This is a genomic window from Pseudomonas sp. CFBP 5748, from assembly GCF_053850495.1.
Map to the genome: position 1 here is coordinate 931,740 of NZ_JBSPTN010000001.1, position 13,663 is coordinate 945,402.

Here is a 13,663-nt window from a genome sequence, read left to right on the forward strand (position 1 = left end):
CTTAACCTTCTTCATTGAGGGTCTCGCTCAGGCAGGCAAGCTTCTCGACCGCCCGTTGAAAAGCCTTGGCTTGCACCTGTTTGCGTTCAAGTAACGCCTGCTGTTCAGCGATTTTCAGTTGCTGTTGCTGTATGTCCTGGCGGATCAAGGCGAGACGGTCGAGCATGTTTTTCTCCTTCTCGTGCCAACGGTCTACATCTTTAAGGCAAATGGTTTTCGCAAGATGAGCCGCGCAAAGGCTCTGGCGTCGTTGCAGGTGGTTGTCACGTTCCTGGTGCCACAGCGCTTGGGTTTCTGATAAGTGGTCGTGCATTGAATTCAGTTCCACCTGTGCTTGGCGTTGCGCCCGTTCGGCGCTGGCCTGGCGGTGTTGACGCAGGGGCGTGAGCAAGCTGATCACCTGTCCCAGCGCCGTTCGTTGCGGATCCTCTTCCAATGCTTCTTCCATCACTACTCCGGCAACCGGGAGGTGATCCGCAACAAGTCGTGCAGGGTTTGCTGAAGAGCAACCGGCTCACGCAGGTCCTGGCGGAGAAACGCGTTGATGGCCTCATTCAGCTCCACGGCGCAATCGGTGATCGGATCCGCCCCGGGCTGGTATTCGCCCAGGCGCAAGAGCATCTCCACCTGCTTGTAGGCGGCCATCAGTTGCCGCAGGCGATTATTGGCCCGCTGATGTTCGCGACTGCTGACATTGCTGAGAATCCGACTGATGCTGGCAGACACGTCGATGGCCGGATAATGCCCGCGCTCGGCGAGCTTGCGCGACAGCACGATGTGGCCGTCGAGCAGCGAACGTACTTCGTCCGCCACCGGATCGTTCATCGAGTCCTGTTCGATCAGTACGGTGTATAGCGCCGTGATCGAACCGGTCTCGCTCATTCCCGCGCGCTCCACCAGGCGCGGCAGCAGGGTATAGACCGAGGGCGGCAAGCCGCCACGGCCCAAGGGCTCGCCGGACGCAATGCCAATCTCTCGCTGTGCGCGAGCAAACCGGGTCAGCGAGTCGAGCAGCAGCAGCACCCTCTGCCCCCTGGCCCGAAACGCTTCGGCGATGGCGGTTGCGGTGAATGCCGCGCGTGCTCGCTCCATGCTGGAGCGATCCGAGGTGGCGCAGACCAGTACCGATCGGCTGCGCAAGGTCTCGTCCAGTTCATGATCGAGAAACTCCCGCAGTTCGCGGCCTCGTTCCCCGATCAAGCCAAAGACAATGACGTCGCAGCCCATGTTGCGGGCCAGCTCCGCCATCAGCGTGGTCTTGCCGCAACCAGCGCCGGCGAACAGTCCGACACGTTGGCCTTCGCCCAGCAGAATGGCGCTGTCGATGGCCCGTACGCCTGTAGGCAAGGCGTTGGTGATCCGTGGCCGTTGTGTCGGTGGCAGGGCATCGGCAATGACCGGCAGGGTCGGTCGTTGATCATCCGGGCCGGCGAACGCGCCCAGGCAATCACCGAGCAGGGGGCGCCCGAACCCATCCAGCACGCAGCCAAGCAGACTGTCATCGACGCCAATCCGATGCGCCATGCCCAGCGGGCGAATCGGTGCGCCGACCTGAATCCCGTCCGGTGCGCCGAGGGCGCTGAGCAAGGTGCAATCCTGAGTAAAACCGACGATTTCGGCGAGCAACAGACTGCCATCCGCTTTGCTCACCTCGCACAGGTCTCCCACCTTGGCCGCGGGGATCTTGCACTCCAACAGAATTCCGCGCACCGCACTGACCCGGCCCCTCACACGTACTGCGCAGTAATGCGCCAGGCGCGCGGCATGGTGCTGTTTCCATTGGCTCAACGCCGCGTTCACCAGTTCACCTCGATGTGGCGATCGCCGTCGAATTGCAAGTGCTGATTTTCGATACGGGTCAGGCGCAGGCCTAGTACCTCGTCGCCCACATACAGGCGACGCCCATCGGCGGTCACCAGATGGGCGTGCGGCCCGGTCATGATTTGCACGATCACGAAGGGAAGGCCATTGTGCACGCTGTCGACGTTATCGAGCACCGTCACGGGCGATTCATAGCTGTCCTTGAAGCGTTGCAGCATGCGTTGATACACCAACAGGGCTTCGTCCTTGAGGTTGCCATTCAAGACCAGTCCCTGTGGCGTTTCCTCGATGCTGACGTCAGTGAGCAGGCGGTCGCTGAGCATTCTGCCAAGCGTATGCCGTACCGCGCCGGCATTGGCCAGGCGTTGGCGTTTGGCGGTCGGCGTCAGGTTGTCGCTCGACGTCTGCGACGGTTTGGCCGTTGCAGCGGGGGCAACCGGTTCAGCATGGGTAGCGCTTTGCTCCGGTTCCGTGGACGCCGGGCGAGTCAGGCTCCAGGCGCTGCCCAGGATGCCGATCAGCAGGCCGGCAATGATTCCCGTGGTGCGGTTGGGAAACTGGGAGCGCGTTTCGACTTTTTCCAGTGGAGGTGTGCTGTACGCAGGTTCGGCGTCAGCCTCTGGCGGTTGCGCAATGATTGCCGGTACGGCAGGCCAATCATCTTCGGCGGGGGAGACGCAAAGCCACACCGAACCCAGCAGAAAGGCGCTATTGGGGGTCAGCTCAACACGGGACGTGGCGTTGCCCTCTTCGTCGAGGACCGTGCCCTGTTCGGCGTTCAGACTCCAGTTGTCGTCCAGGCGTTGCAGGCGGCAGTGCAGGTTTTTCACGCCGGGATCGTCCAGCGACAGATCTTGTTGGTCAGCGGAGCCAATCGACCATTGCTCGCCGATCAACGGCAAGGCCGCGCCTTGCTGCTGGCCGTTCAGTACGCGTAATTCAAACATGCGACAAACTCCCGATGCTTAGCCGCAAAGGCTCAAGCGGCATGATCGTTATCCAGGTGCTCCAGATCATCTTCCAGGTCGAAGCGACCCATGACCTTGACCTTGGCCGCGTTGCTGATCTCGGCAAAGGACAACACGGGCACGTGATGAAACTCTTCCTTGAGCAAAGTGCGTAGCGGACTGCGCAGATCCTGGGCGACCAGCAACACTGCCTGTTCGGGCGCCCGCAGAGGGAAGGCGATGTGCAACTGCTGCACGAGCATCTGACTGGTCTCGTTACTGAGGGAAAAGAATGTCTCGGTTTGGGTCTGGCGCAGCCCGTCGCGCAGCAACCCTTCGCTTTCCGGTGTCAACAACCACACCATCAGGCCGTCGGCACCGCAGTACTGGTGATAGATCTGGGTTTTGAGGGCGATACGCACGTAGTCGGTCAGCACACTGATGTCGCGCTCGTGTTGACCGTGTTCGATCAGGGTTTCGGCGATCACTCGGATCGCTCGCAGCGGCACGCACTCGGAGGCCAAACGTTGCAGGACGGCCGAAAAGCGCGTCAGGGTGATCACCCGTTGCATTTCCTGGGCAAGTTCGGGTTGTTCGGATTCCAACCAGTTGAGAATCGCCTTGGTTTCCTGCAAACCTATGAACTGCGGCCCACAGGACTGCAAGGCACGTTCCATGCGCTCGATGATCAAGGTGCTGGCACTGATCCTGGCCAGACCGCCGTCCCGCAGGTCCGGTGTATCGGCGGGCAGCCACAGCCACTGGTCCTCCTGGCGTTCGGCGGTGCCCGGGATGGCGACGGTTGAGGGGGCGTTGCCCAGCAGGCGTTCATCCACCGCGACATGGGTCTGGGTAAAGGTCGCTTTGAGCAACGGCACGTCATACACGGTAAAGCGAAACTCGTCCGGCGGAAGGTGGTCGACGTATTCGATGATGAAGGAGGGCAGCGTCAGGCCGTACTGCACGACCAGGCGATTGCGTCGTTGTCGAATTTCGCTGACCAGCGCCTCGATCTGGGCAGAGTCCTGGCCTGGATGAAACTGGAGGACGAATTGCCGGCTGGGGGAGAACGTGCGCAAGTCTTCGTGACCATTCATCTCGGGCGCGATGGCCACCGCGCCTTCCTGTTCGGCCTTGGGTTTGGCCCGCTGCAACTGCAGCAGGCCGCCGCTGCCGCAGATGATGGCGATGGTAATGAATACCGCTGTCGGCATGCCCGGCAACATCGCAAAGCCAAACATGGCCACGGCGGCAATGATCCAGGCCTTGGGCTGGCTGGTGATCTGTTCGGCGATTTCCCGGCCAATATTGGCCTCCACGCCCGCTTCGGTGTTGGGCACCCGGGTGATGATCATGCCGCAGGTCACGGAGATCAGCAGCGCCGGAATTTGTGCGATCAAGCCGTCGCCGATGGTCAGTACCGTGTAGAGCTGGAGGGCGTCGCCAGCACTCATGCCGTGTTGCACCACACCGATGGAAATGCCGCCGATCATGTTGATGGCGACGATGATCAGGCTGGCGATGGCGTCGCCATTGACGAACTTCATCGCGCCGTCCATGGCACCGAACAACTGGCTTTCCTTGTTCAATTCGGCGCGGCGATTGCGCGCTTCGTACACGCTGATCAGATTGGCGCGCAGGTCGCTGTCAATCGACATCTGCTTGCCGGGCATCGCATCGAGCGTAAACCGGGCGCCTACTTCGGCAACCCGTTCCGAACCTTTGGTAATGACCAGAAAGTTGACCACGGTCAGGATCAGGAAGATCACCAGGCCCACCGCCAGATTGCCGCCGACGACAAACTCGCCGAAGGCTTCGACGATGTGGCCGGCGTCCTGGTTGAGCAGGATCAGACGCGTGGTGGAAATCGACAGTGCCAGGCGAAACATCGTGGTCAACAGCAACACGGCCGGGAACGTCGAGAACGCCAGCGGCCTGGGCAAGTGCATGGCCAGCATGATCAACAGGCAGGAAATGCAGATGTTGACCGCGATCAGCACGTCAACCAGGCCGGTGGGCAACGGTGTGATCATCATGAACACGATGGCGATCACAAAAAAAGCGCCGACGACTTCCGAACGGCGCATGGCGCTGAGGGCGATCATGTTCAGCAGGTTTATGATTCGATCCATCAGACAAGGCCCCCATAGAGCTGCTTCTGTTCTTGCTGAGTCAGTTCAGCCATCAGCGTCAGGAGATTGCCGAGCGCGGTCTGGCGGCTTTTCATGTCTCGCCAGAGCAGGATCGGCAACTGCATCAGCATCGGGCGCAGGCCATTGAGGAATGCCAGCTGATGCTTGAGTTGCTTGCCGCCGATGTGCTGGGTCAATTGCAGGGTCTGGCTTACATTCATGCCATTGGCGGTGAGCGTCAGCAGATGCTTGAGAAAGGCCGGCGGGTCGACTTTCAGTTCCGGGTTCTTGTTGCGCATGCGCCCCAACAGATGCTCGCAGCCGCGCAGCAGCGTCGTCACATGGCGCGCGGTATTGAGTCCGTGCATCAACGTACGCAACTGTTCGTGGGACGCGGAAGGGGTCAGGGCCGACAAGTCATCGGCAATCGCGCTGCGCATGTCGCGAAGATTGAGATCAAATTGCTCCGGCTCCTCCTGCTCGTTAAGCAGGGCTTCGATCAAGCCGGTGATATTCGACTGCCCTGAAACCGCCACGCTGTACAGGTTACGCAAGGCCGTCCGGCGTTTGCTGTCCAGGTTTGGGCGAGCGAACGCCTTAGCGGAATTGATTCCCGCGCGCGCGCGGGGGCCATATTTACGCCGCAATAGCTTTAGCTGCTGCGTCAACACAACGTGCTCACCTGTCGCCCCATCGGCCTGGGCTTGCTTGCGGGCCGCTTGCAGCAGCACATGGGCCTTGGCCGTGTCGCCATCGGAGTACGCCAGAATCTGTGACAGGTTGGCCGAATTCTCTATTTGCAGCTTTTTGCGCAGCATCCTGGCGGCGTTATCCAGCCCGGTATCCTGTGCGCCCATCAGCAAGTGATAAAGCTCACTCAATTTGACGGCGCGTGACTGCAAGGCGTTGTGACTGGCTATCAGTTCGCGCTGGCTCAGGATACGGCTGTGCTGTACCAGCGCCGCGGCGAAGCGCGAGATCTGTTGCGGTGTAGTCCCTGCGCTGTACTGGGCGGTGCTTTGCAACGGCTGCGCGAGCGGCGTTGCAGCGCGGGTGGACGCGACAGTCGAGGGCGGCAGTAGAGGCGGAGCGACAATTTTCATGGGGTGATTCTGAGCCGGGTTATGGCCCTGAGTGGGTCGCGCACCGGGTTCGGTTCCCTTTCACGGATCGTTGAAGCGTCTGTGCCAAAAGTCGTGAAGTTAGAAGGGCGGCCGTGCAAAAAATGTATTTCAAAGTTTTTCTGTATTTTTAAATTACTTTCCAATCAATAAGTTATGTTGGTTTTTGAGTTGGTACGGATATCGCAATGGGGCTTGCACACCAATAAATAAGGGTTATCCCATGTTGCAAAGCCTTGCGATTGTTGAGCCAGCCCCCTCCAACCCGCGTTTTTCGTCCAGTGGTATTCGCCAAGTGAGCGGCGATCAGATCCAGATGCTCAGGGCCTTCATCCATAAACGTGTAATGAACCCCGATGATGTCGACGATCTTTTGCAATGCGTGCTGCTTGAAGCCCTTCGCAGTGAGCATAAATTTCAACATGCCAGTAAACCGCAGACGTGGTTATGCGGCATTGCGTTGAACCTGATCCGTAACCACTTCCGCAAGATGTACCGTCAGCCGTTCCAAGAAAGCTGGGAGGATGAAGTTCATTCCGAGCAGGACGGGTACAGCGATATCGGCCATCAGGTGGACGGGCACCGCCAATTGGCGCGGGTGATCCAGGCCATTGATGGCTTGCCGCTGAACATGCAGAAAGTACTGGAGGCCTGTTTGGAAATGAACGGCAACTATCAGGACACGGCCAGCTGTCTCGGTGTACCGATTGGAACCGTGCGTTCGCGGCTGTCGCGCGCACGCGTCCAGCTCAAGCAGCACGTGGATCCGTTTGGTTGACCGGCGTTTTTTTAGCCGTTTACCGGGAACCGATTTTGTTAGCCTGCCACACAGTTGCCATCCTTCACACTCGGATGGCAACTTCCCATGCGTATTTCCGGTTCTTCCTTCAGCGGTACAGTGCATCTCCCACCCTCTGGCGAACTGGCGGGTGGCGCGCCAGTTCCCAAACCCTCGCCTGGCAATGGCGGTGGGGTTCAGGGCGGGGTGCAATTCGGTCTGGAAACAGCGGACGCATCAGGCCTGATCCAAAACAACGCGCAGAGGGCCGGGTCTTTTCTGACCCAGCTTTTTCAAGGCAACGGTGCCGCGCCTGCCGATGCGCAGTCTAGCTCGCTGGCGGGGGCAGTGAGCCGGTTTGCGGCAGGCGCTCACGTTGCGGCAGCCGCTCAGGTTGTGGCAGCCGCTGCTCCAGCGCGCACTGATCCATCCGACCCGGCCAATGCCCCGAAGGCCGCCGACGCGGCGTTCCTGGATAATTCTGAATATTCGTCCCCCGAGGCGTTGAAGCGTTGGGAGCCACTGGTGGCTCATTTGCCACCCGAGCAACGTCTGCAAGCAGCCAAGGAGCTCAATCGGCCGATTGCCGCGGCACGAATGGCCAGGGAGGATGGCCCCAATGGCGCCAAGGCGATGGAGTTCATCAACGCCAACCCCGCGCTGAAAACCGCCGTGGATGTTGCCCAGGGTGGCGGGAATGCTGATGGCAAGATCACCGACAAGGATCTTAAAACCTTCGCAAAAAATATGGAAAAAGCCGCAAACAAGGCCGACAAGGACTTGGCCAAGTACATGAAAGACAACCCCAATGCCGATCCGCAGTCCCTTGAAATGGTTCGCAACGCATCGGTCATGCAAGCCAACATGCCTCTGGTCATCGCTGCTGACCCTCATCACGCCTTGGGTGCGGCGGGCAAGACCGAGGTTGACGGCAATATCAGCGCCGATGATCTGAAAGGCTTGTCAAAAAACAATCCAGGGCTTTCCGGTGCGCTCAAACAGTCCTGCAATACATGGTCACAGCCGGGCTTCCTCGCACAGCTTGACGAAGGGGGGATGAGCGGGCGTGCCAAGGCTGCACACAGTCCAGACCAGTTGTTCAACACAAAGAACCTGAGTGAATGGATCAAGACGAGTGCGCCCACCAATGGCGGACAGTTCGCCGGCATGCTCAGCGATGCGGCAACGCTCAATGCGGTGTCCGGCGTTGATATCAGCAAGCTCGATGAGAAGGTCTTTGAGCAACCCAAGTCTTACACCGGAGCGCAGAAAGCGGCTGTCATGGTCAAGTTGCAACAGACCCAGCAGAGCGTGATTGCCGGACGCAACTTGCGCAACACTGAAAAAACCGAACAGGCGCTGGCCGAAAGAATTGCTCAACTGCAAGCCGATCCGAACGTGCAGGCGTACCTCAACAAAAGCGTTCCCGAGCAGGAGCGTGCCTTGGTGCGCAGCGATGCCGCACTGAAACAGGCGGTCAAGGAGCAGGTGAAAAATGTCAACAGCGGCAAGGCGTTGCAAATCGACATGGAGACGGCTGACAAGGCAGTCGACAAACATAAACCCATCGCGGATTACAGCGGTGCCCTCAATGGGTTGTCCGCCCAGTTGCAATTGCAACAAGACCTTTTTCCTGACACCAAGGTGCCCGCCGCCTCCGACGTGCTCGACGGCCGTGGGGACCTGCAGGAAAAAATCGGCGATTCTTATGCGCGAAACTTCAGTGAAGGTGGCGCTCTGAAGCAATTGCTGGGGCAGAAAAAGCTCGATGCCAATCAGGCCCTGCAAATGGCCGATGCCCAAAAGGCCGCTTACGACAGCGTGATGCCCAGCGATGTCACCGAAGGCCAGCATCAGTACTACCTGGACGCCACGTTTGCGCAATTGCAGGATTCGAAAAAGGGTCGCAAATTACTTGAAGGCAAGACCGATGGAGGGCACGGACCATCAATGGCCACTCAGGTCGCGGCGCAAATGGGGCCTAGGGCCCTTCAGTCGATCATGGGCTTTGCATCGGTATCCGACATGATCGCCCAGGGCGACAAGCTGGGCGCTGCACAAACCATTTACGACAGCACCAAGCTGGGCGGCCAAGCGCTCAAGGAAGGTGTTGAGGTGGGTGCCAAGCTGTTCGGCCGCGAGGCTTCGGCTGGCCTGGGACGCATGGCTGGCCAAATTGCCGGCCGTGCTGTCGCCATGGTGGCCGGTGAGGCCGCCGGCTTTGCCGCCGGTGCCGCGCTGGGGGCGGCGATTCCAGTGATCGGCTGGGCGATCGACGGTGCCATGGCCCTGGGGTTCGGCATTGCCATGGTTGTCGAGGCCGTCAAGAAACACAAAGCGCAGAAGGCCTTCGACCACAACGTCGATCCGGTCCTGAATCAATTTGGTATCCCCAAGGCGCATTGACACATTCAGGCCGGATTTTCCTGGTTTACCTTTCGGGCTTCGGTGCCGGGGCCCCACCTGCGGAGGGGTAGCTCAAGTCCGCAATCAGGTGAGGCCCTCCGTCATTGACCCCGGAGGCTCCAAGATGTTTTCGCCAGATTCTCCTATGCCCCTGCGCCCTCAGCACGCTGCCCTGGCCGCATATTCCGTACGCGCCTCACAAATCGCCTGGTGATATTCATCCGCCCACGTAATCAGGGTTTTCATCGGAACAAGAAACGAACGGCCCAACGCAGTCAATTCATATTCAACGCGTGGGGGGACTTCCGGATAAAGGGTGCGGAGAACGAAGCCATCTTGTTCCAGGCGGCGCAAAGTTCGAGAGAGCATTTGTTTGGAAATATCACCAATTTCGCGGGAAAGCGCGTTGAAACGCAATGTACCTCCTTCCAGCGTTTCCAGAATGAGCAGGCTCCATTGATCACTGATGCGGTCGAGAATGTCTCGGATAGGGCAGGGTTGTTGAAATATAAACGGTGCGGTTGCGATAACGTCGGACATGAAATGGACTCTTTTAGGTCACATGGCGGTGACCAGGTCGCGTGAAGATGACTTCTTGTGAGTGTCAATAGCGCATCATAGACTTGAGCACGGTCTGCACTCCAGGCTGGATTTTTTATTTAATCGCTATACATCGAGGAGACTCATTTATGAGTGATCAGGTTTTTCCTGCAGTCGGCCATGTTTACCAAGCGGATTATCGCGAGCGGATTTACCGGGTTGCATTCAACGCTGACGGCAAAACCCTGCGCTGGGCTCAAGAGCCGGTTTTGAATTTTGACCAAGAGGCTGTCACTGAAACTTATGCGCACACGCCGATACGGCCGGGTGTGTTCATGGTGAGCTGGCAGGAAGCCGATGGGATCACGGTGACGCATGTCGAGGACTTCGAGAACGATCTTGTTCATGCTGCCATTACCCTTCCAGATCATACATTCCTGACGCTCAAAGGGACTTGGACGCGTATATCCTGACGCCCCTCACAAGCGCCGAAATTGCACGAGAGACCATCTATTCATGTTCTGCATAGCAGGGTTGCAGAAAACGGATAAGCACTGAGGGAGTCCGGGAAGTATATTCAGGTCAACGCACAAAACAGCAGGGGACCTCTGTGGCCTTTTTCTCGTACAGTATCAATCCAGCAATTTTTCAAGCGCACCCTGAATATCGCCGCGGCGTAGTGGTTTTTCGCAACCTTGACAACTTGCAGCGGCAACCAGAGGTCTCTCGACAACTTCGCGATAGTGAGATTGCCTTACGGGAGCGGATCACGGGCAATCCTGCCGAGTTTCCTCGCATCGCTGCGTGGCGAGACGCATTTCGCCTGTTCGGCGCTAAACCTTCCGAACATCGAAGCTCCATCGAAGCCCTCAGTCGGCGTGTACTCAAGCCGGAATCGCTACCGGATATCAATACGCTGGTGGATATTGGAAACCTTCTGTCGTTGAGATATATGCTCCCCGCCGGCGTGCATCCAATTACCGCTCACTCTCAGAGCGTTGAACTGCGCGAAGCCAGTGCTTCAGATCGTTTCCTGGCTGAGCCCGATAAAGAACCCGAAACCCTTCCCGTCGGTGAAATTGTGCTGGCGGCAGGCAATCGGGTCCTGACCCGCCGTTGGGTATGGCGCCAAGCCGCGGATACTCGCACGTTACCTGAGACCAACTTGGTTTTCTTTGACCTCGACGGCCTACCTCCCACTACGGACATCGACGTGAAAGCGGCCATTGCGGATCTGATTGAGCTGGTGAGTCAATTCTGTGGTGGAGAGTGCCTGGGCTACGCCATACTGGAGGCGGGGGAGCCCGCTCTGAATATCCAATTGGAATAAGCCATGAATCCTGCCTTCAATCAGCTCAGCATTTTACAATTGAGGGCGCTGGTGGTAATGCTTGAGGTGCCTCACCTCAGTCGGGCGGCGGTGATTCTGGGCACCAGTCAGTCCACGTTGAGCCGGCATCTGGCGCAATTTCGTGAAGTCCTGGGTGATCCTCTTTTGGTCCGCCAAGGACGAGGTTATACCCTGACAGAGCGCGGCCATCATTTGCTGGAGCCACTCAAGAGCCTGTTGGATCAGATTGATTGCATCAGTTCGCCCGCCGTTTTTTCTCCCGCCACTTGCAATCGACGTTTTACATTGGCTGGCTCCGATTACGTTGCTCAGTACATTCTTCCCGACCTGCTGCGAGACCTTGAAGCTGTCGCCCCCGACGTCAGCATTGACTTTCGTACATGGGAGCCAAATCGATTCGATTGGCTCTCCAGCGGTAAGGTCGATCTCATTACCAGCATGATCGATGAGACGCCTGCGGACTATCACGGTCGAGTCATTGGCGAGGATCTCGCGGTATGCTGTATGCGCTCAGATCATTCTCTCGCCTCGTCCGCAGCCATCAATCAACGGGAATACCTTGCTTGGCCTCATATCAAAATTACCGCAGGGGGGGATAAGGACGGGTTTGTCGATGCGTATCTGCGAAAACAGCAGCTTGCTCGAAATCTCAAACTTTCCGTTCCCTATTACTGCGCGGCGTTAAGTGTTCTCCAGCAAAGCGATGCCTTGTTGACATTGCCGGAGCACATCGCACGCAGGTGGGTAGAGCAGGCCGATGTCTGCTTCCGTCCTCTTTCATTCATAACCCACCCGTTTCGTTACTGGGTCGTCTGGCACAGCCGCACGCAAAATTCCCCCGAGCAGCAGTGGTTTCGGCAATTTGTCCATCAACATTGCCGTGGGTCGCAGTTTCTAAGTCCTGGTGATTCTCTTTTCTGCGCACCAAATCTCTAATCATTCACTTCCTGCATAGCAACTATGCAGGCTTGCTGGCTGTCCGTGAGGCGGCGGGATGATAGTGTGAAGCCTCGTCGATCTGCCATAGGCGACTCGATGAGTAGAGAATAATAATCATAATTAAGGGTGCTTTTTGCCCTGTTTATACTCGCCGCAATACATCTCCGATGCTGCCTAAGTGGCAGCTGATCGAGATGTTCAACAATGAGAATATAGCGATGAGCAGACTTCAGAGTTCTGGCCCCGAGCTTTCGCGCGGCCTATCGAATCGTCACATTCAAATGATCGGATTAGGTGGGGCCATAGGCACGGGTTTATTTCTTGGCAGCGCCGGGGTAATAAAGTCTGCGGGGCCTGGGCTTCTTATCGGATATGCTATTGCCGGTTTTATTGCATTTCTAATTATGCGACAACTGGGAGAGATGTTGGTGGATGAGCCGGTATCCGGTTCGCTGAGTCATTTTACCCGAAAGTACTGCGGCGATTTTCTGAGTTACCTGACCGGCTGGAATTATATAGCGGCCTATGTACTGGTTGGCATGGCCGAGCTCACCGCAATTGGTAAGTATGTGCAGTTCTGGTGGCCGGAAGTCCCGACGTGGGCAACCGCCGCTTGCGTCTTTTTAGTGGTCAATGGCATGAACCTCCTGAACGTTCGCATTTATGGGGAAGTGGAGTTCTGGTTCGCGCTGGTCAAAGTCCTGGCGATCATCGCCATGATCGGGTTTGGTGGCTGGTTGCTTTTCGGCCCGGTTCAGCCGGTAGGCGCTTCTGTCACGAACTTATGGTCGCATGGCGGCTTCCTGCCCAATGGCGTAGGAGGATTACTGATGGTCCTTCCTTTCATCATGTTCGCATTCGGTGGGCTGGAGATGATTGGCTTTACCGCCGGCGAAGCCAAAGATCCTAAGAAAAGCATTCCCCGGGCTATCAATCAGGTCCTGTATCGGATCGGTATTTTTTATATCGCTGCCCTGGCTATTCTTCTGGCTCTCACTCCCTGGAACGTATTGGTGGCCTCTCTCGACCACGCCGGCGACCCATACAGTGCCAGTCCTTTCGTAAAAATGTTGACGCTGCTTGACAGCGACTTGGCGGCTCACGTCCTCAATTTAGTCGTTCTGACAGCTGCGATGTCGGTTTACAACGGCGTTGTTTACTGCACGACGCGTCTGTTGTTTTCAATGGCCGAGCAGAAGCAGGCGCCTGTTCAGTTTTCAAAACTTAACGCCAATCGAATTCCTGTAAATGCATTGATTGCTACGGCGTTGGTGACAGGGGTGGCAGTGCTTCTAAATTATTTTTCGCCTAGCGGAACAATGGAAGTTCTTATGTCTCTGACCGTTTCCGCGACCGTTATAAACTGGCTCTTGACCAGCTACACCCATCTAAAATTCCGGCAGGTCAAGGTTGCTTCTGGAAAAGGTTTGGAATACAGATCTCCCTTTTATCCACTGAGCAACTATCTTTGCATCATCTTTATTGTGGGGTTGTTAGTGATCATGGCCTTCATTCCGGCCATCCGCATCGCTGTATGGTTGATTCCTCTTTGGTTGCTTTTGGTATACGCCTGCTATCGAAAGTATCAGGCAGGGGCTTCTCGCGTAATTAGCTACGAATAATCAGAC

The 13,663-nt window shown here is 57.3% G+C and carries 12 protein-coding genes; 6 read left to right on the top strand and 6 right to left on the bottom strand.

Going from position 1 to position 13,663, the window contains the following annotated elements; all coding sequences use genetic code 11:
- Window position 1 precedes the first annotated feature (1 nt).
- The 5 genes from ACWNZ1_RS04315 to sctW are packed head-to-tail and all read right to left on the bottom strand — an operon-like array spanning window position 2 to window position 6,003.
- Complete coding sequence (locus ACWNZ1_RS04315; RefSeq protein ID WP_456027416.1) at window positions 2–448, bottom strand: type III secretion protein; 447 nt, start codon at window positions 446–448, stop codon at window positions 2–4.
- Between the two features lie 2 nt (window positions 449–450).
- Entirely contained in the window at window positions 451–1,800 is a 1,350-nt protein-coding gene (locus ACWNZ1_RS04320) for a FliI/YscN family ATPase (protein WP_456027417.1), read from the bottom strand.
- Window positions 1,797–2,768: a type III secretion system inner membrane ring subunit SctD gene (gene sctD, locus ACWNZ1_RS04325; protein ID WP_456027418.1), complete on the bottom strand. Its 972-nt coding sequence runs from the start codon at window positions 2,766–2,768 to the stop codon at window positions 1,797–1,799. The genes ACWNZ1_RS04320 and sctD overlap by 4 nt, the downstream gene beginning before the upstream one ends.
- Window positions 2,769–2,800: 32 nt before the next feature.
- Window positions 2,801–4,900, bottom strand: coding sequence for a type III secretion system export apparatus subunit SctV (sctV, locus tag ACWNZ1_RS04330; protein WP_456027419.1), 2,100 nt, complete (start codon window positions 4,898–4,900; stop codon window positions 2,801–2,803).
- A complete protein-coding gene (sctW, locus tag ACWNZ1_RS04335; protein WP_288913901.1) occupies window positions 4,900–6,003 on the bottom strand; it encodes a type III secretion system gatekeeper subunit SctW in 1,104 nt (367 codons plus the stop codon). The genes sctV and sctW overlap by 1 nt, the downstream gene beginning before the upstream one ends.
- Before the next feature lie 241 nt (window positions 6,004–6,244).
- On the opposite strand from sctW, the gene ACWNZ1_RS04340 reads away from it, so the two are divergent.
- Both ACWNZ1_RS04340 and ACWNZ1_RS04345 read left to right on the top strand, forming a co-directional pair.
- Complete coding sequence (locus ACWNZ1_RS04340) at window positions 6,245–6,799, top strand: RNA polymerase sigma factor (protein ID WP_456027420.1); 555 nt, start codon at window positions 6,245–6,247, stop codon at window positions 6,797–6,799.
- Between the two features lie 87 nt (window positions 6,800–6,886).
- Complete coding sequence (locus ACWNZ1_RS04345; protein WP_456027421.1) at window positions 6,887–9,205, top strand: type III effector HrpK domain-containing protein; 2,319 nt, start codon at window positions 6,887–6,889, stop codon at window positions 9,203–9,205.
- A gap of 159 nt (window positions 9,206–9,364) precedes the next feature.
- Here ACWNZ1_RS04345 and ACWNZ1_RS04350 read toward each other — a convergent pair whose 3' ends face one another.
- The gene (locus ACWNZ1_RS04350) at window positions 9,365–9,745 is read right to left on the bottom strand and encodes a winged helix-turn-helix transcriptional regulator (RefSeq protein WP_288913910.1); all 381 of its coding nucleotides are present in this window, start codon (window positions 9,743–9,745) and stop codon (window positions 9,365–9,367) included.
- A gap of 149 nt (window positions 9,746–9,894) precedes the next feature.
- On the opposite strand from ACWNZ1_RS04350, the gene ACWNZ1_RS04355 reads away from it, so the two are divergent.
- The 4 genes from ACWNZ1_RS04355 to ACWNZ1_RS04370 all read left to right on the top strand — a co-directional run bounded on the left by ACWNZ1_RS04355 (window position 9,895) and on the right by ACWNZ1_RS04370 (window position 13,657).
- Window positions 9,895–10,218: a MoaF-related domain-containing protein gene (locus ACWNZ1_RS04355; RefSeq protein ID WP_456027422.1), complete on the top strand. Its 324-nt coding sequence runs from the start codon at window positions 9,895–9,897 to the stop codon at window positions 10,216–10,218.
- Between the two features lie 137 nt (window positions 10,219–10,355).
- A complete protein-coding gene (locus tag ACWNZ1_RS04360) occupies window positions 10,356–11,075 on the top strand; it encodes a B3/B4 domain-containing protein (protein WP_288913916.1) in 720 nt (239 codons plus the stop codon).
- A 3-nt stretch (window positions 11,076–11,078) separates the two neighbouring features.
- Window positions 11,079–12,032, top strand: a complete 954-nt coding sequence (locus ACWNZ1_RS04365) for a LysR family transcriptional regulator (protein WP_288913919.1) — start codon at window positions 11,079–11,081, stop codon at window positions 12,030–12,032.
- 221 nt (window positions 12,033–12,253) lie between these two features.
- Window positions 12,254–13,657 carry an amino acid permease gene (locus tag ACWNZ1_RS04370; protein ID WP_288913923.1) on the top strand — a complete coding sequence of 468 codons (1,404 nt, stop codon included), beginning with the start codon at window positions 12,254–12,256 and terminating at the stop codon, window positions 13,655–13,657.
- Window positions 13,658–13,663: the final 6 nt, after the last annotated feature.

Coding starts and splice junctions, on each gene's coding strand:
- ACWNZ1_RS04365 (WP_288913919.1), top strand. CDS start 11,079: ATGAATCCTGCCTTCAATCAGCTCAGCATTTTACAATTGAGGGCGCTG.
- sctD (WP_456027418.1), bottom strand. CDS start 2,768: ATGTTTGAATTACGCGTACTGAACGGCCAGCAGCAAGGCGCGGCCTTG.
- ACWNZ1_RS04370 (WP_288913923.1), top strand. CDS start 12,254: ATGAGCAGACTTCAGAGTTCTGGCCCCGAGCTTTCGCGCGGCCTATCG.
- sctV (WP_456027419.1), bottom strand. CDS start 4,900: ATGGATCGAATCATAAACCTGCTGAACATGATCGCCCTCAGCGCCATG.
- ACWNZ1_RS04340 (WP_456027420.1), top strand. CDS start 6,245: ATGTTGCAAAGCCTTGCGATTGTTGAGCCAGCCCCCTCCAACCCGCGT.
- ACWNZ1_RS04345 (WP_456027421.1), top strand. CDS start 6,887: ATGCGTATTTCCGGTTCTTCCTTCAGCGGTACAGTGCATCTCCCACCC.
- ACWNZ1_RS04315 (WP_456027416.1), bottom strand. CDS start 448: ATGGAAGAAGCATTGGAAGAGGATCCGCAACGAACGGCGCTGGGACAG.
- ACWNZ1_RS04350 (WP_288913910.1), bottom strand. CDS start 9,745: ATGTCCGACGTTATCGCAACCGCACCGTTTATATTTCAACAACCCTGC.
- sctW (WP_288913901.1), bottom strand. CDS start 6,003: ATGAAAATTGTCGCTCCGCCTCTACTGCCGCCCTCGACTGTCGCGTCC.
- ACWNZ1_RS04355 (WP_456027422.1), top strand. CDS start 9,895: ATGAGTGATCAGGTTTTTCCTGCAGTCGGCCATGTTTACCAAGCGGAT.